We start from the raw sequence: 22,046 nt of genomic DNA, 5'->3' as shown, positions 1-22,046 counted from the left end.
AGATGAAGGATATCGGAGATTTCTTATTGTGGTGCGTTTTTCCATATATAGCACTCGGTTCATTTATCTTTGGGACCATCGTTCGGTTCACATGGTTCCGTGGCGGCATTACCGCTAAATCAAGTGAGCTACTTGAAAAAAAGAATTTGATGGTCGGTAGCGTTCTCTTCCACGTCGGAATTATTTTCGTTTTTTTAGGTCACGTTGTTGGTATCTTGATTCCTAAAGCCTTTACTGACTGGTTAGGAATTCCAAACGAGATCTATCATATTGGAGCTTTAGTCATGGGTGGTTTAGCCGGATTCATGGCCTTGGCAGGTATGTTAATCTTGAGTTACCGTCGATTCAGCGATGATCGAGTATTCGCTACTAGTTCATTCAGTGATCTAGTTGTCGATTTATCGTTCTTGATCGTTATCGTATTAGGATTGTCAGCATCATTAGGAGATGGAATCTTCTTTAATCCACATTTCAATTACCGTTTGAATTTATCAGTCTGGGCTAGACAATTGTTCTACTTCAGACCAGATTTCCATTTGATGCAGCAAGTTCCATTGACCTTTAAGTTCCACGTTATCTGTGGATTATTGATCTTTGGATTCTTCCCATACACAAGATTGGTCCATGCACTAACGTTGCCATGGCAATACTTGTTCAGAAGTCCTGAAGTATATCGTCGTAAACCAAGTATTAGAGGGGAACAAAATCGTGGCTAATCGTCACAGAAATATTATTAAAATGACTGTGGCAGCTGTTCTTTTGATTGTCTTGATCTTAGTGTCAATGATGCTTGGAAGATACAACCTGTCCTTTCATGATGTGATGAATTACTTTTTTAATCGGGCTGATAGCTCGACGAAGTTAATTCTGAAATTAAGATTTACTAGAATAGTAGCAGTTATTTTAGTTGGCGCGGGTCTATCCATGGCCGGCGCCACTTTTCAATCTGTCTTCAATAATGGCCTGGCATCTCCCAACATTTTAGGTGTCGCAACTGGTGCCAGCGTCGGGGCTGCCTTTGCCATCTTGAACGGATTGCCAATTTATTTGATCGAATTGTTTGCCTTTGTGATGGGCGTTTTGACAATGTTTTTGACCTTATTGATCAATCATTTTCTGCATAACAATTCAGGTATTACCTTAATTTTGGCCGGAATTATTATGGCAGGCTTGATGCAGTCGATCTTAGGGTCGATCAAATATGTTGCAGACCCTGAAGACCAATTGCAAAGCATTGTGTATTGGGAACTGGGTAGCTTTATGAAAGTCGATCTCAGTTCACTAATGTCAGTTGGACCAGTTTTATTAGTCGGGATACTACTTCTATTTTTTGCCAGATGGCGTTTGAACGTTTTGTCATTGGATGAGGCGACTATCAAAACTATCGGGATCAATCCTAACTTGAACCGCAATCTGATGATTTTAGTGGCTACCTTATTGACGTCAGCTGCCGTTTGCCTGTGCGGCGTTATTGGCTGGGTCGGCTTAGTCGTTCCTCACATCAGTCGCAGCATTGTCGGAGGCGACAATCGAAACGCCATGCCAATGACTGGGATCACGGGGGCAATTTTATTATTGATTGCGGATACGCTGGCCCGCAGTATTTCGGTCAACGATATTCCTTTGAGTATCGTGACGGGATTTATCGGCGTTCCAATATTCGTATTCATTTTACTAAGGAGAAAAGATACCGTTGTCTGAAATTTATACTAAACAATTAAGTTTCGCCTATGACCAGAAGAATATCATCGGTAACGTTGATTTACGGGTCCAAGACGGCCAAGTTTTAGTCATTTTAGGTCCCAACGGTATTGGCAAAAGCACACTATTATCATGTTTGAGCGGCCTGCATCCAAATTATCAAGGCCAAATCAAACTAGCTGGCCAGGAGTTAAAAAATATTTCTAGTCGCGAACTGTCGCATCGGCTGGCATTAGTTAGTCAAGGCGTGAATATCAAGAGCAGTCTGAATTTGTTCGACTACTTGTTATTAGGTAGATCAGCGTTCCATTCGATCTTTAGTCAACCTGACGATAACGACAGACAACGAGTTGAGTCAGTATTACAACAAATTGGCTTAGCGGATTATCGTGACGTGAGTTTGCAAGATATGTCTGGCGGACAACGCCAATTAGCCCAAATCGGTCGGGCTTTAGTGCAAGATCCTCAGATCTTGATCATGGATGAACCAACGTCTGCACTAGATTACAAAAACCAAATATTGGTTTTAAAATTAATAAAAGCCCTTTCAGATAAAAATATTTCTATTATAATAAGTACACATGATCCAAATCAGGCCATGATGATCGGGGACTTGGTGGGATTGTTGGTGGATGATCAGACGTACCTTCAAGGTACGACAACAGAAATTTTGTCCGAGAAGTATTTGTCTGAGCTGTACAAGACGCCAATTGTATCAACTTATAACGAGGAATTGCACCGCAACATATTTGGGACGAGGATGGATTAAATATGAAGAATAAGAAATCGCTAGTAATAGTGCTACTGACGGTTTTACTTTTGATTGCCGGAGGTCTAAGCAGCGTAAAGAATCACCAAACTTATGCCGCTTCAGACACTCGCGTAGTCAAAGATAATTCCGGTAAAAAAGTCACTATTCCTAAAAAAGTCAAACGTGTCGCCGATTTGTGGCATGCCAATAACCCCATTTTATTAATGGTCGGTGGGGAAAATGACTTAGTAGCCACGACCAAATTGATCCAGAACAATAAACTGCTGACACGACTTTATCCAAAGGTCAAAAAGCAAGCTGTTCCGTTCAATGGTGAAAGCGTGAATACTGAAGAATTGATCGCTCAAAAGCCAGATGTTGTAATCAGTTCTGATCCAGCTCAGATCGAAACAATCAGAAAAGCCGGATTACCTGTTGTCAATTCAATGTTTCAAGATTTTAAAGGATTGAAGAAAACGGTTACATTAACTGGTAAGATAGTAGGTGGCAAAGCTAATAAACAAGCAGCAGCCTATAACAATCAATTGAGCGACGATATTTATGAAGTTGGCAACCGGACGAAAATGGCCGGAACGCCGAGCGTTTTGCACATCGTGAACAAGACTGATCTAACGAAGGTCGATGGTCGTAAGACAATCGTTGACCAATGGATCAAGACTGCCGGTGGTAAAAATGCCATTAAGTCTAAAGGTAATATGATCTCCGTCTCAGCTGAAGAAATTATCAAAGCCAATCCAGATATCATTATTGTCGGAAATACCACTAGTAAAGCTGCTCTAAAAGCTTTGAAGAAAGATTCTCGTTTCAAATCTTTAAAAGCAGTTAAGAACAAAAAGGTTTATGGCAATCCAACTGGAATTTTCCAATGGGATCGATACAGTGCTGAAGAAGACTTGCAACTTTGGTGGGCAGCTAGCAAGATCCATCCCGAAGAAATGAAGGATGTTAACTTGACCAACAAGACCAAGAACTTCTATATGGCATTCTTTAACCATAAATTTACGACCAAACAAGTTCACCAGATCTTAAACGGGGAGGTCATTAAATGAGTCTAGTCAAGATAGTTGATCAGCCAATTGACGTTGATGGCCTCACCAAGAGCTTGATCCATAATGAATATGGCGGACTCGATATTTTCTTAGGAACGATTCGGCAGTTTACCGATGAGATCGAAACTGAGAAGATCGAATACACCACGTATAAATCAATGGCTGAAAAGGAAATGCAGAAATTAGCTGACATTGTTTTAGCCAAAGATATGGATGTCGTGATGGTTCATCGCGTTGGAGAATTACAGTTGGGAGAAGTCGCCGTATTTATCGGCGTGTCGGCTCCACATCGAGCGGAAGCATTTGAGAATTGTCAGATGTTGATCGACCGCTTGAAAAAGACCGTGCCAATTTGGAAAAAGGAATACGATAAAGACAAAATTCGCTGGGGAGGTTTAGGAGAATGAAAGTAAAATTATTTTCAGTCTTAGCCGAAAAAATCGGTCCATCAATTGATTTGGAGTTACCAGAGACATTTAAGTCAGATGTAGTTTTAGATCAGATCAAACAGCTGCATCCAGACTATGCCAAAGTTTTAGACCAATCGTTAGTTGCCGTTAATGAGGAGTATGCAACTGATGAAGAGATTGCCTTGGATTCAGTCGATGAGATCGCAATTATTCCACCTGTCAGTGGTGGCTAAAATAAGTTTTGAGAACTAGATAATAATGGGGGTATGTAAGATGGAAAGCAAAGGAAAGTCGTATCTTGCATTGACGATGGGAACATTGTCAATGATGATCTGTTTCATGGTTTGGCTATGTTTAGCACCGTTAGTTGATGTTATTTTAAAGAATGCTGGGGTCCAAGTTTCAGAATTTCAACGTTCATTTTTACTAGCCACACCAATTTTATTAGGTTCAATTATGAGAATCCCAATGGGAATCTTGTCAGATAGATGGGGCGGTAAAAAAACTTATATCGTCTTGATGCTATTCTTGATCATTCCAGTTTTGATGATGCCTAGAGTGCATTCATACGGAATGTTGATCTTCACAGCATTGCTATTAGGAATGGCCGGTACATCATTTGCTATCGGTGTTTCCTACGTTACCGGATTTTTCCCACCAGAAAAGCAAGGCCTAGTCTTAGGTATTACTGGTGTTGGTAATATCGGTACTGCATTTTCAGCATTTTTCCTACCACGTTTAGTTAAGACAATGAGTTTAAACGGAATTTTTTATTTGTTAGTAGTGCTCTTAGTGATTTTTTCAATTTTGATGTTGTTCTGTCCTGAATCTAAGACTAATAAAGAAGCAACGATCGGAAAATCATTGTCAGTCGCTAAGGAAAAAGATACTTGGTTCTTGGCACTGTTTTATTTCTTAACATTCGGACTCTTCATGTCAATGAGTAACTTGTTGCCAACATTTATGACTAAATTGTTCTCGCAATCACTAGTTGATGCTGGTATCTGGGCTGCTATCTTTGCCGTTATCGGTACATTGTTGCGTCCAGTTGGTGGATACTTGTCAGATAAGATCCGCCCAATGACCTTGTTGAGATATGACTTTATTGCTTTGATCATTGTAGCAATCGTTTTAGGCTTATTCTTGGAGACTCAAGGAATCTTTAGTACAATCGTGGTATTATTGGGTATCTTAGTAGGTCTAGGAAATGGTATTATTTTCAAAATGGTTCCATTCGTTTCATCAGGTAACACCGGTGCTGTAACTGGCTTCGTTGGTGCCATGGGTGGACTAGGTGGATACTTCCCACCAATTATTTTAGGAATTATCAAACAATCAACAGGCGGTTATCAAATCGGTATTTATCTAATCGCTGTCGTGGCTATCATTTGTTTAGTTCTCTTGCAAAAAGAGTACATCTCTGGTGCCCGTAAGATTGTGAAATAGAAATGAGGTTGTACTATGGATGAAGAAACAAAGAAAGAAAAAGTTAACGAAATAACTGATGCGCTTGAAGCAGTTATTGACCCTGAATTAGGTATTGATATCGTTAACCTCGGCTTGATCTATGGTATCGACATCGAAGGTACCAAATGTACTGTGACGATGACTCTAACTACCATGGGTTGTCCATTGAGCGATATGATCAATAATGATATTCACCAAGCTGTTGAATCAGTTGATGGCATCGAAAGTTGCGACATCAATCTAGTTTGGTATCCAATTTGGGATATGAACAAGATGAGTCGTTTTGCTAAGATTGCTTTAGGAATTCACGGCTAGTAAACATTATTGAGGGAAGAAATGAATAGTGGAGATGATATCTCCGCTTTTTTTATACATTGAGGAAATATTATGGAAGAAAAAATAATTGATTTCGAAGTGCCAATCAACACGTTGGCCCAACAGTATCCAGACTTTGTCGATACGATGTATTCGATCGGTTTTACCAAAATCAAGGTGCCAGGGATGTTAGGCACAGTCGGCAAGATCATCAATTTGAAAAAAGGCTCTAGAGCAATGGGCATACCACTTGAGACTATTGCCAAAGCTTTTGAGGAGAGGGGCTACCAGCTGAAAAATTATGACAAATAAAACTTTAAACAGTGTCCAACGCCAGAAAAAAATCGTTGAGATCTTAAATTTTTTACACGAGGGTGGAGATTTTGACGAAGCTAAAAAGATGTTCGATGACTCATTTTCGAGTGTCGACGTTTCAGAGATCACTTCAGCTGAACGCGAACTGATCGCTAGTGGCTTAAATCCGATGGAAATTCAAAACTTGTGCAATGTCCACGCTGCCGTATTTAAAGGTTCGATCACCGGCAACGAAAGTACGCCTGCCTTTGAAAAACCCGGACATCCAGTTGCTACGATGAAGCTAGAAAACGTGGTATTATCGTCCCTGATCAACGACGAGCTGTTGCCTTGCTTTAAGAAGTGGCAACAAGACGGTAAAAACGACGAATATTTGGAACGGATGCAAAAAGCCTTAGCCGATTTGATGAAGATCGACAAGCATTATTCTCGTAAGGAAAATAATATTTTTCCACTGATGGACAAGTACGGGATCACCGCACCACCTAAGGTCATGTGGGGCGTTGACGATGAGATCAGAGGTTGGATCAAAGACGCATACGAGATGGTTACAGCTGACCCTGTTCCTGATAAGTACGAAGTTGAAGCAGCCATCGAAAAAGCCTGCAAGGAAGTCATGGAGATGATCTTCAAGGAAGAAGAGATCATGATACCAATGCTTGACGAGGTGGCAACGCCAGAAGATTGGTACATGGCTGAACAAGACGAAAAGGATATCGGCTACACGTTGATCCCAGACCCACTGCCATGGAAGCCAACTGACAAAGAAATTGCTGAAGGTCAGAAAAAGGACAATTCTAAAATTGCTTCAGAATTGAACAAGATGGCTCAAGGCTTAGCCGATACAGAAGGACTCAAGCCGAAAGAAAAGAAAAAGGCTAAGAAACAAATTCCTATCGTTGATGTAACTCCAAGTCTGCACGAAGACAATGCTGACACTGAATCACCAAAGATGTCGATGCATGAAAAAAATCAGACAACGTTCGCAACACGTAAAAACTGGTTTGGAGATGCCAACTGATGAGATCAACGTTCGCTTTGATTCAGGTAAATTGAACTTGGATGAGTTGACAGCAATGTTCAAAATTTTGCCAGTCGACTTAACTTTTGTGGACGCAACAGATCATGTTAAGTGGTTCTCGAATTCACCTAACCGGGTCTTTCCTAGAACCAAAGCAGTCATTGGTCGAGCAGTCGTGAACTGCCATCCACCAAAGAGCGTTGACAAAGTTCTCGAAATTCTCAAAGAATTTCACGAAGGTACCTCAGATGAAAACGAATTTTGGATCAACTTGCACGGCGAAAAATTCGTCTACATCAGATACTATGCCTTACGCGATGAAGAGAATAATTATCTAGGATGCCTTGAGGTTTCCCAAGATGTCAGTCATATTCGCGAACTTGAGGGCGAAAAGAAGTTACTTTAAAAGTCGAAATGCTTACATAAATCATGCCAATTTGGTATGATTTTTTTCTTTGCAAGAGCCTTGACTTATACTTTGGTCGAAGGTGTAGAGTTTAGTTCGAAATGGAATTGTAGGAGGTTTACTCTTAAATGGGGATTTTTAAACGTTTAGGCTGGTTTTTCACCCGCCGTTGGCGTCAGTACTCATTTGGTGTATTGGCGCTACTATTAGTTGCTGCTTGTAATGTTATTCCGCCACGGATCGTCGGAAACGTGGTCGATGCAGTCAACAAACACAGCGTTAACAGTAGCTTTTTGTTAACTAACATGTTTGTTTTGCTCTTTGTAGCAATTGCTGGATATTTGTTGAGGTTCGTCTGGCAAAAAATGATTTTCGGAAGTTCATACGTTTTGGAACGTGATCTCAGAAGTCGTTTGTTCAACCACTTTATGAAAATGGATACGACTTTTTATCAGAAATGGCGGACTGGCGATTTGATGGCCCACGCCACTAATGATATTGATGCCGTCCGTGAAGTTGCCGGACCTGGCGTTTTGACGTTAGCCGATTCGTTGATCACAGGGCTGTCGATGGTCTTTGCGATGGGGATGTTCGTCAGCTGGAAATTGACGCTGATTGCGATCATTCCGTTGCTACTGTTGGCGGTCATGGCAAATGTATTAGGAAACAAGATCCACAACGCTTTTTTAAAGTCGCAAGGTGAATTTTCTAACATCAACAATAAGACGCAAGAAAGTGTCGTTGGTATCAAAGTCTTGAAGGCCTTGGGACAAGAGCATGAAGACGAGCAAGATTTTAATCAGTACGTCGACAACAACATCAAGGCTAACAAACGTTCATATCGTTTGGATGCGATGTTCAACCCGTTGACGACCTTGATCATGGGCTTGTCATACGTAGTGACGATCGTTATCGGTGGTCTAGCAGTTATCCACAACTCGATGACGATTGGACAATTAGTTTCATTTATTACTTATCTAGCTGAGCTTACTTGGCCAATGTTTGCCATTGGTAGTTTGTTCAACATTTTGGAACGTGGTGCCGCCAGTTATGATCGGATCACCGAGCTCCTGGATGAAAAATCTTCACTCGTAGTGACTCCAAATGCATTAACGACGATTCCAAATGGGGATATCGACTTTGACATGAAGACCTTCCACTATCCAGACGATAAGGCGATGGCATTGACCAACGTCTCGTTTAGTTTAAAAGAAGGCCAAACTTTAGGTATCGTTGGTCCTACTGGTGGCGGTAAGTCGACCATCATCAGATTGTTGCTCCGTGATTTTGACCACTACAATGGTCAGATCAATCTAGGACAAAACGATATCAGAGCTTATGATTTGGAAAAATATCTCGATAAAATTGGCTATGTTCCGCAGACTAACTTTTTATTCTCGACTGATATTCGCGACAACATTCGTTTTGCCAATATCGATGCCGATGACAAGCAAGTGAAGAATGCTGCTCACATTGCTGATTTAGACGAAGATATCGAATTGATGCCTGAAAAATACGATACGCAAGTTGGTGAACTGGGTGTCTCGCTTTCTGGTGGACAGAAACAGCGAATGGCAATCGCACGTGCGATTTTGAGTGATCCTAAGCTATTGATCCTCGATGACTCATTGTCAGCCGTAGACGCTAAGACTGAGCGTAATATCGAGCAACGTATCGCCAAGGAACGTTGCAACGGAACAACGATCATTGCTGCCAGTCGGTTAAGCTCCGTGGAAAATGCCGACGAGATCATCGTCGTCGATCACGGAACGATCATTGAACAAGGTACTCATAAAGAATTATTAGCTAAACATGGTTGGTACGATGATACCTTTAACTTGCAAGCTAAGAGTGCCGAAATTGAGGGGAGGTTGAACCAGCATGGATAATGACAAAGATACAAAACTAAAAGTTCAATCTCTAACTAGAAAGCAACAATTTACGATCTTAAAAAGATTGATGCACTTCGCAAAATATTTCCGCAAGCAATTTGCAATCGCAGTTGTCTTCGCAGTTTTTCTAAGTATCATCAATGTTATTTTGCCAAGAATGCTGCAATACTACATGGATCACTTTTTGAATAAGCAAAGTACTGGCATTCAAATCGTGCTAGCCTTTGCAGCAGTTTACTTCATTGGAACTATCATTAAAGCAATCGTGCAATTCATTCAGAATTTTGCTTTTTCAATGGGTGCTGAACGGACTTTGGAAAAAATTCGTAGTGAGCTTTTCCACAAGTTGCATACGCTGGGTATGGATTATTTCGATAAAACTCCCGCTGGTTCGATCGTGTCGCGGGTAACTAACGATACCAAGACTTTGTACGATTTCTGGAGTCTGTTTTTAACTATTTTAGTTGCAGCGTTTGCGATGATCTCAGCTTTTATCGCTATGTACACGGTCAATCCGATTTTGGCCTGGGCAACGGCAGCCTTTATCCTGGTACTGTACTTTGTCGTTTGGCTCTATCAACATTTGAGTTCTCGGATTTATCAACGTTTACGTGAATATTTGAGTCAGATCAACACGAAGTTGAACGAGTCGTTGATGGGCATCAGCATTATTCAACAATTTGGTCAACAAAAGCGGATGATCTCTGAATTTGAAAAGAAGAACAATGCTTATTTTGGGATGAGAAATAAGATGATCAATGTGAACTCGTTCTTGCTTTATCCCACGATCACGTTGATGTTCACCCTCGCAGAATTGATCTCGTTGAGTGGCTTTGGGATCCAGAGTACTCATACGATCGTGGCTGCAGGTGTGATCTACGCCTTTATTTCTTACCAACAAAACTTTTTCAATCCCTTATCTGATGTTATGAACTACATGTCTTATTTCCAAGACGGATTAGTTGCTGGATACCGGATCATGAATTTGTTTGATAACGAGACGACTACTCCCAAGCAAAATGAGGATAGTCAAGCTACAGTAGTTGATGGAAAAATTGAATTTAAGCATGTCACTTTTGCCTATGTTCCTGGTCAACCAATTTTGAAAGACATCTCATTCACGGTTGAACCTGGCCAAACAGTGGCTCTAGTTGGTCATACTGGTAGCGGTAAGAGTTCAATCATCAACATCTTGTTGCGTTTTTACGAGTTTGGCGAGGGTCAAATTTTATTGGATGACCACGATATTCGCGATTATTCAACTAAGGAACTGCGGCAAAAACTCGGGCTAGTCGTTCAGGAACCTTACTTGTTCTACGGCGATATTGCTAAAAATATTCGGATGTTTGACGATTCGATTTCGGATGAACAAGTCGAACAAGCGGCTAAGTTTGTCGATGCTGATCCGTTTATTCAACAATTGCCTGGCAAGTATCACGCTAAGGTTATTGAACGTGGTAGCAGTTTTTCGACTGGGCAACGTCAATTGATCTCGTTTGCACGGACGATTGTGCGGAATCCCAAGGTGTTGATTTTGGATGAGGCTACTGCCAATATTGATCCACAAACTGAGCAGACTATTACTCGGGGATTGTCTAAGATGCGGTCGGATCGGACTACGATTGCGATTGCGCATCGGCTGTCTACGATACAGGATGCGGATAAGATCCTGGTTCTCAGCAATGGTCGCATTGTGGAGCGGGGGACGCATTCTGAGCTGTTAGCTGCTGGTGGTCTTTATTCTGAATTGTATGAGTTGCAGTCTATGGATGAGTAGCAATACTGCCGGTGGCGGGGGAAAATCGCTTCCGGAGTCCGTGACGTAGAGGGCACACTTGGAGCTTATCGCAAAGACCGCGACAATCTTCAAGCTGCACCTTCCACTAAGCACTGCTTCGCATTGCCAAGTGGAATTTCTCTACTTGGCTCCACGCGATTTTTCCCCGCCACCTAGTCTGGTTTAGTTCAGAATCCGTCTTTTTTGGTGAAAGAAGGTATGTCGGCTGTTTTTTTCGCTGAATTAGTTTCTAGTCTAGTTTTATTTACCGGCTTTGCCGGTTGCATGCTGACTTTTTTCGCCCTGAACTGATAAAAACCATTAAATATAAAACATATATATATAAAGAGGATGGAGAAAACTTTTAGTTTTCTTCATCCTCTTTTTGTCTTACTACATTTTTTCTGATTGATATTGATAGACTGCCCCTATCATGTTGGCATCATTTCGATATTTGCAGTTGGTTATTTCTACTGTCGCTGAGACTTGGTGGATTCTCATCAACTTATTGACTCTTTGATTTAATTCCTCTATAAAACTTGGTCGGGCTGATATTCCTTCTCCTATAATCAATTTTTCTGGATTGAAACTTACTATCAAGTTATAAGCTGTTTGGCTTAGCCAGTGATACATGGTGTTGGTACATTCTTTTGCTAATGGTTCTCCAGCTTCTGCTTGGTCGAAGATTTCTTTTCCATTTAGGATTTTGATATTGTCGCTTAAACGGTTGTATCTTTCTGCCATTTTTACTGGACTGCCTAATTCGCTGATGGTCAGGTTCTCTTTTCCGGCTATTGTGTAGCCTATTTCACCAGCAAAATTATTTTTTCCACTTACTAATTGGCCATTTGCGGTCATTGCTCCGCCAATTCCGGTTCCTATTATCATGAATATTGCACTGTCAGCATCCTTGGCGTTTCCTCGCCATGATTCGGCTAATGCGGCACAGTTGGCGTCATTTTGCATGCTCACTGGTAGTTTGAAGATATTCTCTAATCCGGCTTTTAGTGGAAAGTGGTTTAAATATTCAATAGCGGTAGTTCCGGAGATTATTCCTTCCTCTGTATTTACGCTACCTGGAACACTGATTGCTACTCCGGATATTTCTGGTTCTAGTTCGGCTATTTCATTTTTTGCTAACCGCAATTGTCGATACATTGCATCTAAATCATTGGGCGTTTTGAAACTATTTTTGTGACTAATCTGATCATCTGACCATAACCCATATTTGACGGTCGTACCTCCAATGTCGATTGCTAATAACTTAGTTGGATTGGCTTGCTTCATCATTTTCACCAACTGTCTTTGATAAGTCTGCACCATTTGTTTCAATCACATGTTGATACCAGTAGAATGAATCTTTTTTATATCTGGCCAAGCTACCACTGCCATCGTCATTTTCATCAACGTAAATAAATCCGTAACGTTTAGATAGTTGTCCGGTGCTGGCAGATACGATATCGATTGCACTCCACGGAGTGTAACCCATTACTTTAACGCCATCGTTTAACATGGCCAATTTCATTTGCTCAATGTGATCTTGTAGATATTTGATTCGATATTGATCATGGATCTTATGATCATTAGTAAGTTGGTCAATTGCTCCAATTCCATTTTCAACGATAAATAATGGTAGGTTATAACGGTCGTTTAGCCAATTTAAAGCATAGCGTAGGCCTTTTGGATCAACTTGCCAACCCCAGTCTGATTGAGGTACGTAACTGTTGGTAACTAAATCATTTGTTTCATTATAGGAATAGTATTCGTCTTCGTTGTGACTTGCAGCAGTGGCAAATGACATATAATAGCTAAATCCAAGATAATCCACGGTACCAGCGGCTAATTCTTGCAAATCTTTTTCAGTGATGTCTAGGTCAAATCCCTTGGCATCTTGGTAATTGACTAACCAGCTCGGATATTTTCCTTCCACTTGCACATCGGAAAACCAGTAACGTGCCTGCATTGCACGCTGAGCTTTTAAAATATCCTCTGGTTTATCTGTTGCTGGATAGACTGGTGACATTGCCACCATTGCGCCAATCTCAAAGTCAGGATTTATCTTGTGTCCGAATTGAACAGCAATAGCACTTGCGACGACTTCGTAATGGCCTGCTTGATACATTACTTTTTCAGGATTTTCTCCCGGTTTTATTTTGATTCCAGAATTAGTAAATAAAGTGAAAGCACGATCGTAATTAATCTGATTGTTAATTTCATTAAAAGTCAGCCAATATTTGACCTTATCTCGATAGCGTTTGAAGACTGTTTCAGCAAACTTAGTGAAAAAATCGATTACCTTCCGATTACGGAATCCACCATATTCGGTAACTAGGTGATAGGGCATTTCAAAATGAGACAAGGTGACCACGGGCTCGATGTTGTATTTGAGACATTCATCAAATAGTTTGTCATAAAATTTTAATCCAGCCTCATTTGGTTCTTGGTCATCTCCATTTGGAAAAATCCGTGACCATGCAATGGACGTTCGGAAACACTTGAATCCCATTTCTGCTAAAAGTTTGATATCTTCCGGATATTGATGATAAAAGTCGACAGCATTGTGATTGGGATAGAAGTAATTTGGATCAACCCCTTTGGTGATTTTTCTCTCGTCATGTGTTCCTGCTGAAGTCATAACATCGGCGACACTCAGTCCTTTCCCGTCAACGTTATAAGCACCCTCAACTTGATGAGCAGCCACAGCGCCACCCCATAAGAAGTCATTTGGTAATTGTTTGGTAGTCAATTAATATTCCTCCTAAAAAAAAACGATACACACAAATAAATGTGGGTATCGTTTTTAATTTTGATTATATTTTGTTTACTGCATTTTAATGATGAAATATCAATCTAGTTCCTTCCATTTGCAAGACACGGTGGATGGCAAGAGATGCCCCGCCTAATAATGTTCCGTATTTAACGTCTTTAGAAAGTACTAATGGGGGAACTAGTGGTAAAAATCCGAGTTTCATCTGTAAAATTTTGAGGATCTCTGGTAATTGATCAACCAATGGAGAGTTAAAGAAGATCATTTGTGGATCATAGGCAGCAATTAAATCACTCGTGATAATTGCTAAATGGTAACAAAAATCTTCAATCAGCTCTTCAATCTCAGAGTCATGAGAATTATAATCTTCGACTAATTTTTCCAAAGAATAGTTAGTGTCTTTTTTCAACTTGGCAGCCTTATCCAGAATCTTCGTCTGCGACCATTCGGAATCAAAACTAGGTAATTTTGCAAGTTTTCGCTTTGTCTTACCGGAATCTTGAATAATTATCCGACCAATTTCTCCAGCTTGACCATAGTTTCCGCGATATAGATGTGTGTTGATGATAATTCCTGCACCTATTCCGTCGTGAATGCTTACGGTCACAATATTTTGCATTTCTTGTTTACTGAAGTCTTGTTCAAAAATAGCTGATGAGTTGGCTTCGTTTTCCATAACTACAGGTACTTGATATTTATCCTGGAAATGACTGACTAAGTCGAAGTCTTCAAAGTCGGTAAATGGTGAAACGATGATTTCTCCATTATAGACGATGCCATAGATGGATAGGGATATGGCTTGCAGGCCATTGTCAGAATCAAAATCTGGCAATTGATCCAGTAAGTCTTCCATTTTTGCAATAATTTCTTTGATAGACTGTTTTTCAATATTTTTGGAATTATATTCGAGGGTCCGACCATCCATTTTGGTAACTAGCATATTTAATTCCCGGCCGGAAATACTGAAATTCACGATATAGCCGTAATTGGAATTGTATTCTACTAGTTCAGGTTTTCGACCACTTGTGGTGGATGATTTTGCCTCGCCGAGACTAAAAATTAATTTGCTATCGAGAAAAGATCCCACAATGTCAGATACCGTGACTTTGTTGAGTCCTAACTGTTTAGAAATTTTGTTTCTAGAAATGGGTCCTCCATTTACGATTGATTGTAAAACGGATCGCTCATTATTATTTCTCATAACGTCTTTATTGATGATCATTTTGAATACTCACTTTTTTAATTAATCTTCAGCATTTTCCTTTGCATGTTTAATTGCAAGGTCACTTTGCATTTTCTTTTCTACTTTATCTACATGATAGAACAACAAGGCGACTGCCGAAAGACCAAATCCTAGAAGTGGGACCCAAATATAGTTCATTTCAATACCGTGAAGTGCGGCAGCGGTTTGAGTTTTGTTAGCAACATATCCACTAGCTGTCAAAATCCATCCAGTGATAACGCCACCGATACCCATACCTAATTTGGCACTGAAACTTGAGAATGATGTAACGATTCCTTCAGCACGGACGCCGTTTTTCCATTCGCCATAATCAACCGCATCAGCTAGCATAACCGCGATTAATCCAGAAACGTATCCTGTTCCAAGATAACCAATAACGGTAGCAAAAATAATCATTGGAACACTGAGATTGTTGGCACCAACGCTCAATAGAAGTTGTCCTACAACTGCTAGGACCATTCCTGCCAACATGGTATTTCTTTTACCGATATGTTTTGAAGTAAATGGTGTTAGAACAACGGCAACTAGTGCAACGATTTGTAAACTTAAGATCAAAGAAGCCAATCCTGCATCGTGCATGTTGTATTTGAAGAAATAAACAGTTACTTGAGAACGAGTTTGCATACCCAACCAATAAATAAAGTTGATAAAAATAACGATTACCCAAGGCCAATTTTTCTTCAAAGCTTTGAGGGATTCTTTGATTGGAACAGATTGGCGAGTGCTCTTTGTTTGCACTCTTTCATGTGTATTTAGGAATACGACTGCAAAAATGATTGCTACCACAATAGCGACAATCAAAGCCCAAATGAACCAACCATGTGCACTGGTAGTGGAACCATCGCCAAAGAACGCAACCATTCCTAAGGTAATACCTGTGATCAATGTTGCACCGGCAGTACCCATGAATTGGCGGATAGTTGATAATGTGATTCTTTCTTGTGGATTCGTTGTTAATGAAGGCAGGATAGATGTAATTGGAATGTTAACTGCCGAATATAGAACATCAACACCGATATAAGTTACATAGGCCCAAATAATTTTTCCAGTAGGTCCTAGGTTTGGAGTGGTAAAGACTAGGACGCTGAAGATAGCGAACGGAATTGAGAACCATAACCAATAGGGACGACTTTTTCCCCATTTAGTATGGGTATGATCGATCATGATACCCCAGAAAGGTCCATCAATCGCGTCAACAAAACGAGCTGCAAAGAACAAAGTACCAACGGCTGCGGCACTGATACCAAATGTATCTGTATAGAAGATCATTAAATATGTGGAAATCATTTGAAATGATAAGTTACATGCAAAATCACTCAAACTATATGAAAATCTCTCACCCCAAGGAACCATGTTCTTGGAAGAATCGAGATCTTTAGGTATGGAATCTAAAGATTGATTCGTGGCTTTATTCATCAGAGACACCTCTTAAAATGTAGTTTGACAAATTTAATAAGAAATTCAATTTCTGAATGAATTATATTGTATCCGGTTTCAAAAATCAAGTTAAAAAAGTAACAAAGTTTTACTAATTCCTGCCTAATATAGGTTAATAGTGGGTTGTAAAGATTTATCGCAAATGAAAACGTTGACAAACACGATTTTTGATAATACACTGTCGGTGACAAATAAGAAATTCACTTTCCAAATACAAAACAGAGGTGACTATTAATGAAATTTACTGATGGTTATTGGCTTGATAGACCTCAATACGAGATCCAATCGCCAAAAGAAATCTTTGACTATCATAAGACAGACAATCAATTAACGCTTTACGCTCCTTTCAAATATATTAACGAGCGCGGTGATGAATTGAACTTAGGGATGTCGACCATTGAATTAACTTCTCCAGTTGAAGGAGTGATCGGCGTAAAATTGATCCACTTTGATCAACCAGAAAAAGGACCTTCTTTCCAATTAGAAAATGAACATCCACAAGTTGAAATTAAAACCGGCGATAAAGAATTATCATTTACATCTGGAGATTTAACAGCTAAGATGCCGTTCAAATCCAACTTCGAAATCGATTTTTTGCATAAGGGAAAAGAAATCACTAAGTCGATGGAAAAGGCTCAAGGTGTGATTCTCGATCGGTCAAATAATAAACACTACATGCGTGAACAACTATCGATGGGTGTTGATGAATTGATCTATGGATTAGGCGAACGTTTTACTGCTCTAGTTAAAAATGGTCAATCAGTCGATATTGTCAATAAAGATGGTGGCACAGGTAGTGAAGAAGCATATAAAAATATTCCATTTTATTTGAGTAGTGAAGGATATGGTGTCTTTGTTGATCAACCAGAAACAGTTTCATTTGAAATTGCTTCAGAAAATGTTGATCGGACTCAATTTAGCGTTGAAGGTCAGTCATTGCAGTATTACATCATCGATGGACCAACTCCAAAGGATGTCTTGAATAAATATACGCGATTGACTGGTCAAGTTGGATTACCACCAGCATGGTCATTTGGTTTGTGGCTATCAACTTCATTTACCACTGATTACAGTGAAGAAACTGTTTTGAAATTTATTGACGGAATGCGTGACCGTAAGATTCCGTTGGATGTATTCCACTTTGATTGTTTCTGGCAAAAAGGTTTTGAATGGAGCACATTGCTTTGGGACAAGGAGCAATTTCCAGATCCAGAGGGACTGATCAAAAAAATTCATGACCGTGGAATTAAGGTCTGTGTTTGGATCAATCCATATATCGCTCAAAAATCATATCTATTTAAAGAAGGCCGTGACAAAGGTTATTTGATCAAGCGTGAGGATGGAAACGTTTGGCAATGGGACCTCTGGCAAGCAGGTAATGGTTTTGTTGACTTTACTAATCCAGATGCCGTTAAGTGGTATCAATCTAAACTAAAAGATTTGCTAGATATGGGTGTTGATTGCTTTAAGACTGACTTTGGTGAAAGAATCCCAGTTGAAGACGCCGTATTCTTTGATGGTTCAGATCCAAAACGTGAACATAATTACTACACATATCAATATAATCAAACTGTTTTTGATTTGATCAAACAAGAAAAAGGCGAAGACCAAGCGGTTGTATTTGCTAGATCTGCAACGGTTGGTTCACAGAAGTTCCCATTGCATTGGGGTGGAGATAATTTATCTCGTTACAAATCAATGGCTGATTCACTTCGTGGAGGCTTATCATTCTTAACTTCTGGTTTTGGATTCTGGGCACATGATATTAGTGGATTTGAAGAGCAAGCCTCGCCGGATCTATATAAACGCTGGACTCAATTTGGTTTAATGTCATCGCATTCTCGTTACCATGGTAGCGGTCAATACAAGGTTCCATGGGTCTTTGATGAAGAAGCGGTTGATAATACTCGAAAGTTTGTAAATCTCAAACTCTCGTTAATGCCTTATTTGTTTAATGAGGCAGTTAATACTCATGAAACTGGTACTCCATTAATGCGTCCTGTCTTCATGGAATACACTAACGATCGCAATACGTACTATCTGGAACGCGAGTACATGTTTGGGCCTAAGCTTTTGGTTGCACCAATTTTTAACGCAGAAGGAAATGTTAAATATTACGTCCCAGAAGGTAAATGGACCAATCTATTGACTGAAAAAACTTATGACTTGGCTGGTGGAACATGGCTTGAAGAAAACTATGACAATTTGACCTTGCCTGTTCTAGTTCGCGAAAACAGTATTATTTTGAGAAATCAAAAAGCGGAACATGCTGAATATAACTATGCTGATTCTCCAGAGATTCATATTTATGAATTAGCAGATGGCAATTCCATTAAGACACGTGTAGTTGATCAAAAAGCTAATGACGTTGGCTCCGTTTCGGCTACGCGTTCAGGTAATTCAATAACTGTTGAAGCGAATGGATTAACCGGAAGTTCGAAGATTTTTGTTCATGAATCAGGAAAAGTTCAAGAATTTCCACTAACAGATTCAACGACTAAAATTACACTTTAAAATTGAGGAGAAATACAATGGCTGACGAAATGACTAAACAACAACTTTGGGATTTTAACAAAGTTAAATATGCAGGTAACAAAGATTTAAAATCAGGTGCAGAATTTCATTACTACAATCCTGATGAAGTAATTGGTGGCAAGAAGATGCGTGACTGGCTACGTTTTTCAGTTGCCTATTGGCACACATTTGACCAACGTTTGGTAGACCCATTTGGCGATGGAACGGCAATTCGTCCATATGACAAATATAGCGATCCAATGGACCAAGCTTTGGCAAAAGTTGATTATGCTTTTGAATTTTATGACAAATTAGGCGTCGACTTCTTAGCATTCCATGATCGTGATTTAGCTCCAGAAGGAGACACTTTACGTGAAACGAACAAGAACCTCGATAAGGTTGTTGATAAGATTGTTGAATATCAAAAAACAACAGGTATGAAGGTACTTTGGAATACTTCAAACTTATTTACAAACCCTCGTTTTGTTGCTGGTGGTGCAACTTCACCATACGCAGATATCTTTGCCTATGCAGCTGCACAACTTAAGCACAGTATAGAAATTGGTAAACGTGTTGGTTCAGAAAACTATGTCTTCTGGGGTGGTCGTGAAGGTTACGAATCACTTTGGAACACAGATATGAAACGTGAACAAGAACATATTGCTAAGTTCTTCCACATGGCAAAAGATTATGCTAATGAAATTGGCATGGACGCTCAAATGTTACTTGAGCCAAAACCTAAAGAACCAATGACTCATCAATATGATTTCGATGCTGCAACAACAATTGCTTTCATGAAAGAATACGGTTTGGACAAAGACTTCAAGCTTAACTTGGAAGGAAATCATGCTAACCTTGCTGGACATACTTATCAACATGAAATTCGTGTTGCTCGTGATGCAGGATTGTTAGGTTCACTTGATGCTAACCAAGGTGACAAGTTGATCGGTTGGGATATTGATGAATATCCATCAAATCTATATGAAACAACTGCTGCAATGTATGAAGTTATCGAAAATGGTGGAATTGGACCTCGTGGTGGTTTGAACTTTGATTCCAAACCACGTCGCTCATCATTTGAAGCTAACGACTTATTCTATGGACATATTGTTGGTATGGATAGTTTTGCAGCTGGATTACGTGTTGCTATGAAGATGAAAGAGGATGGAGTTCTCGAAGACTTGGTTAAAAACCGTTACAGTTCATTCGATTCCGGTATTGGTGCTGAAATTGAGAACGGAAAGGCTGATTTCAAGAGCCTTGAAAAATACTCATTAGATAAAACTCAAAAAGAACTTCGTGATGCAACTAGTTCAGACCATCTTGAACAAGTTAAAGACACGATCAATCACTACATTGTAAATACTTTAGGAAAATAATTTTAAAAAGCAGCGAGTAGACAATTCTGCTCGTTGCTTTTTTTAAAGGAGAGTTAACATGAATGAATACGTGTTAGGCGTTGACCTGGGAACTAGTGCTGTCAAAGTATCAGCAATGAATAAAGAAGGTCAGATTGTTGCCCAAGAAAGTTTTGACTATCCACTTAGTCAGCCGCACCCAGGATATTCTGAACAAAATCCCGAAGATTGGGTGTCTGGAACAACGATGGCTATTGTGCGATTGTTATTGAATGATCACCTAAAAGCCGAAGAAATATCTGGGATAAGTTTTTCTGGGCAGATGCACGGGTTGGTTCTTTTGGATGAACACAACCAAGTTTTACGTCCGGCAATGTTGTGGAATGATACGAGAACAACCGCACAATGCCAGGAAATTACGGATAAGATGGGCGATGAATTCATCGATATTACCAAGAATAAGCCACTTGAAGGATTCACTTTACCAAAAATATTGTGGGTCAAAGAAAATGAGCCAAGCATTTGGAAAAACGTCAAGACGTTCTTGCTACCTAAAGATTATGTTCGTTATCGAATGACTGGTGAACTAGGGATGGATTATTCTGATGCGACTGGTACTGTGCTGCTAGATGTAAAAGATAATACTTGGAGTCAAAAGATCTGTGATACGTTTGATATCCCGATATCGATTTGTCCACCACTAATCAAATCCATTGATTCTGTCGGTAAAATATCAGAAAGTTATGCAACCTTTTCGGGATTAGATACGCATACAGAAGTTTTTGGTGGTGCAGCTGACAATGCTGCTGGGGCAGTTGGAGCAGGAATATTAGCTCCAAATATTGTTTTATCAAGTATTGGAACTTCAGGTGTCGTTTTAAAATATGAGAATGATCCCACAATTGATTATCAAGGAACATTGCAGTTTGAAGATCACGCAATTCCCGATTCTTATTATTCAATGGGCGTTACCTTGGCGGCAGGATATTCGTTGAGCTGGTTTAAACGAACATTTTGCCAAGATCAAGATTTTAATACAATGGTTGAAAGTGCTAATCAATCGCCTGTCGGGTCCAATGGATTATTGTATACACCATACATAGTTGGTGAACGTGCACCATACGCTGATGCGGATATTCGTGGAAGTTTTCTCGGAATTGATGGCATTCACAAACGTCCTGATTTTGTTCGTTCTGTACTTGAAGGAATCATTTTCTCATTCAAGGACATCATGGACATATATGATGAACATCATAATGATTTTGATACAGTTGTTGCCATCGGTGGAGGTGCCAAAAGTCCGCTTTGGCTACAGATCCAAGCTGATATTTTTAATAAAAAGGTCATTAGTTTGGAAAATGAACAAGGGCCAGGAATGGGTGCCGCAATGATTGCTGCAGTCGGATTAGGTTGGTTCAGGGATTTTCAAGAGTGCGCTGATAAATTTGTTCACTTTGGAAAAGAGTATCTTCCAGATTCAGACTGCGTGAAAAAGTATGCAGAACTGCACGATTTATATAGTCAAGTTTATAAAGATACGAAAAAAATTAGCCATAAATTGATGGATTATCGTCGTCAAAATGATAAATAAAAAGCTTGTCA

General features: G+C 39.8%; 18 protein-coding genes and 1 pseudogene. 15 read left to right on the top strand and 4 right to left on the bottom strand.

All coding sequences use genetic code 11. The annotated features are described in order from the left end of the window. The first annotated feature begins 2 nt into the window (after window positions 1–2). The 12 genes and pseudogenes from narI (at window position 3) to LKF16_RS06890 (ending at window position 11,125) form a co-directional block, all read left to right on the top strand. On the top strand, window positions 3–716 hold the full coding sequence (gene narI, locus LKF16_RS06950; protein ID WP_291469954.1) for a respiratory nitrate reductase subunit gamma: 714 nt from the start codon (window positions 3–5) through the stop codon (window positions 714–716). Next, window positions 709–1,701 carry a FecCD family ABC transporter permease gene (locus LKF16_RS06945; protein WP_291469953.1) on the top strand — a complete coding sequence of 331 codons (993 nt, stop codon included), beginning with the start codon at window positions 709–711 and terminating at the stop codon, window positions 1,699–1,701. The genes narI and LKF16_RS06945 overlap by 8 nt, the downstream gene beginning before the upstream one ends. Continuing rightward, window positions 1,694–2,470 carry an ABC transporter ATP-binding protein gene (locus LKF16_RS06940; RefSeq protein WP_291469952.1) on the top strand — a complete coding sequence of 259 codons (777 nt, stop codon included), beginning with the start codon at window positions 1,694–1,696 and terminating at the stop codon, window positions 2,468–2,470. Before LKF16_RS06945 ends, LKF16_RS06940 begins: the two co-directional genes overlap by 8 nt. Before the next feature lie 2 nt (window positions 2,471–2,472). Next, entirely contained in the window at window positions 2,473–3,522 is a 1,050-nt protein-coding gene (locus LKF16_RS06935) for an ABC transporter substrate-binding protein (RefSeq protein WP_291469950.1), read from the top strand. Then, window positions 3,519–3,929: a molybdenum cofactor biosynthesis protein MoaE gene (locus tag LKF16_RS06930; RefSeq protein ID WP_291469948.1), complete on the top strand. Its 411-nt coding sequence runs from the start codon at window positions 3,519–3,521 to the stop codon at window positions 3,927–3,929. Before LKF16_RS06935 ends, LKF16_RS06930 begins: the two co-directional genes overlap by 4 nt. Then, a complete protein-coding gene (locus LKF16_RS06925) occupies window positions 3,926–4,165 on the top strand; it encodes a MoaD/ThiS family protein (RefSeq protein ID WP_291469946.1) in 240 nt (79 codons plus the stop codon). Before LKF16_RS06930 ends, LKF16_RS06925 begins: the two co-directional genes overlap by 4 nt. A 40-nt stretch (window positions 4,166–4,205) precedes the next feature. After that, a complete protein-coding gene (locus LKF16_RS06920; protein ID WP_291469944.1) occupies window positions 4,206–5,378 on the top strand; it encodes a nitrate/nitrite transporter in 1,173 nt (390 codons plus the stop codon). A gap of 15 nt (window positions 5,379–5,393) precedes the next feature. Further along, window positions 5,394–5,714 (top strand): metal-sulfur cluster assembly factor, encoded by a 321-nt coding sequence (locus LKF16_RS06915; RefSeq protein WP_291469942.1) that lies wholly within the window; start codon window positions 5,394–5,396, stop codon window positions 5,712–5,714. A gap of 72 nt (window positions 5,715–5,786) precedes the next feature. Beyond that, window positions 5,787–6,026, top strand: a complete 240-nt coding sequence (locus LKF16_RS06910; RefSeq protein WP_291469940.1) for a DUF1858 domain-containing protein — start codon at window positions 5,787–5,789, stop codon at window positions 6,024–6,026. Further along, window positions 6,016–7,456: pseudogene (locus LKF16_RS13085) on the top strand (DUF438 domain-containing protein). The gene LKF16_RS06910 and the pseudogene LKF16_RS13085 overlap by 11 nt, the downstream one beginning before the upstream one ends. Before the next feature lie 128 nt (window positions 7,457–7,584). Then, complete coding sequence (locus LKF16_RS06895; protein WP_291469937.1) at window positions 7,585–9,345, top strand: ABC transporter ATP-binding protein; 1,761 nt, start codon at window positions 7,585–7,587, stop codon at window positions 9,343–9,345. Beyond that, window positions 9,338–11,125, top strand: coding sequence for an ABC transporter ATP-binding protein (locus LKF16_RS06890; RefSeq protein WP_291469936.1), 1,788 nt, complete (start codon window positions 9,338–9,340; stop codon window positions 11,123–11,125). The genes LKF16_RS06895 and LKF16_RS06890 overlap by 8 nt, the downstream gene beginning before the upstream one ends. 393 nt (window positions 11,126–11,518) lie before the next feature. Here LKF16_RS06890 and LKF16_RS06885 read toward each other — a convergent pair whose 3' ends face one another. The 4 genes from LKF16_RS06885 to LKF16_RS06870 form a co-directional block, all read right to left on the bottom strand. Next, a complete protein-coding gene (locus LKF16_RS06885; protein ID WP_291469935.1) occupies window positions 11,519–12,412 on the bottom strand; it encodes an ROK family protein in 894 nt (297 codons plus the stop codon). Beyond that, window positions 12,390–13,871, bottom strand: a complete 1,482-nt coding sequence (locus LKF16_RS06880) for a 6-phospho-beta-glucosidase (RefSeq protein ID WP_291469934.1) — start codon at window positions 13,869–13,871, stop codon at window positions 12,390–12,392. Before LKF16_RS06880 ends, LKF16_RS06885 begins: the two co-directional genes overlap by 23 nt. Window positions 13,872–13,956: 85 nt before the next feature. Beyond that, window positions 13,957–15,114 carry an ROK family protein gene (locus LKF16_RS06875; protein ID WP_291469932.1) on the bottom strand — a complete coding sequence of 386 codons (1,158 nt, stop codon included), beginning with the start codon at window positions 15,112–15,114 and terminating at the stop codon, window positions 13,957–13,959. 21 nt (window positions 15,115–15,135) lie between these two features. After that, window positions 15,136–16,551, bottom strand: coding sequence for an MFS transporter (locus LKF16_RS06870; RefSeq protein ID WP_291469930.1), 1,416 nt, complete (start codon window positions 16,549–16,551; stop codon window positions 15,136–15,138). Between the two features lie 255 nt (window positions 16,552–16,806). Between LKF16_RS06870 and yicI the strand changes: the two genes are divergently transcribed. The 3 genes from yicI to xylB are packed head-to-tail and all read left to right on the top strand — an operon-like array spanning window position 16,807 to window position 22,035. Then, complete coding sequence (gene yicI / locus LKF16_RS06865; protein ID WP_291469928.1) at window positions 16,807–19,086, top strand: alpha-xylosidase; 2,280 nt, start codon at window positions 16,807–16,809, stop codon at window positions 19,084–19,086. A 17-nt stretch (window positions 19,087–19,103) separates the two neighbouring features. Further along, on the top strand, window positions 19,104–20,465 hold the full coding sequence (gene xylA, locus LKF16_RS06860) for a xylose isomerase (RefSeq protein ID WP_291469926.1): 1,362 nt from the start codon (window positions 19,104–19,106) through the stop codon (window positions 20,463–20,465). A gap of 58 nt (window positions 20,466–20,523) precedes the next feature. Continuing rightward, complete coding sequence (xylB, locus tag LKF16_RS06855) at window positions 20,524–22,035, top strand: xylulokinase (protein WP_291469923.1); 1,512 nt, start codon at window positions 20,524–20,526, stop codon at window positions 22,033–22,035. Window positions 22,036–22,046 lie beyond the last annotated feature (11 nt).

The organism is Companilactobacillus sp. (genome assembly GCF_022484265.1).
In the GTDB taxonomy this organism is placed as follows: Bacteria; Bacillota; Bacilli; order Lactobacillales; family Lactobacillaceae; genus Companilactobacillus.
The sequence above is the reverse complement of the archived record's forward strand: the minus strand, read 5'-3'. Positions and strand labels throughout refer to the sequence as shown.

Bases quoted from the DNA above. Each gene is read 5' to 3' on its own strand.
- narI (WP_291469954.1), top strand. From the start codon at position 3: ATGAAGGATATCGGAGATTTCTTATTGTGGTGCGTTTTTCCATATATA.
- LKF16_RS06935 (WP_291469950.1), top strand. From the start codon at position 2,473: ATGAAGAATAAGAAATCGCTAGTAATAGTGCTACTGACGGTTTTACTT.
- LKF16_RS06930 (WP_291469948.1), top strand. From the start codon at position 3,519: ATGAGTCTAGTCAAGATAGTTGATCAGCCAATTGACGTTGATGGCCTC.
- LKF16_RS06925 (WP_291469946.1), top strand. From the start codon at position 3,926: ATGAAAGTAAAATTATTTTCAGTCTTAGCCGAAAAAATCGGTCCATCA.
- LKF16_RS06920 (WP_291469944.1), top strand. From the start codon at position 4,206: ATGGAAAGCAAAGGAAAGTCGTATCTTGCATTGACGATGGGAACATTG.
- LKF16_RS06915 (WP_291469942.1), top strand. From the start codon at position 5,394: ATGGATGAAGAAACAAAGAAAGAAAAAGTTAACGAAATAACTGATGCG.
- LKF16_RS06910 (WP_291469940.1), top strand. From the start codon at position 5,787: ATGGAAGAAAAAATAATTGATTTCGAAGTGCCAATCAACACGTTGGCC.
- LKF16_RS06895 (WP_291469937.1), top strand. From the start codon at position 7,585: ATGGGGATTTTTAAACGTTTAGGCTGGTTTTTCACCCGCCGTTGGCGT.
- LKF16_RS06890 (WP_291469936.1), top strand. From the start codon at position 9,338: ATGGATAATGACAAAGATACAAAACTAAAAGTTCAATCTCTAACTAGA.
- LKF16_RS06885 (WP_291469935.1), bottom strand. From the start codon at position 12,412: ATGAAGCAAGCCAATCCAACTAAGTTATTAGCAATCGACATTGGAGGT.
- LKF16_RS06875 (WP_291469932.1), bottom strand. From the start codon at position 15,114: ATGATCATCAATAAAGACGTTATGAGAAATAATAATGAGCGATCCGTT.
- LKF16_RS06870 (WP_291469930.1), bottom strand. From the start codon at position 16,551: ATGAATAAAGCCACGAATCAATCTTTAGATTCCATACCTAAAGATCTC.
- yicI (WP_291469928.1), top strand. From the start codon at position 16,807: ATGAAATTTACTGATGGTTATTGGCTTGATAGACCTCAATACGAGATC.
- xylA (WP_291469926.1), top strand. From the start codon at position 19,104: ATGGCTGACGAAATGACTAAACAACAACTTTGGGATTTTAACAAAGTT.
- xylB (WP_291469923.1), top strand. From the start codon at position 20,524: ATGAATGAATACGTGTTAGGCGTTGACCTGGGAACTAGTGCTGTCAAA.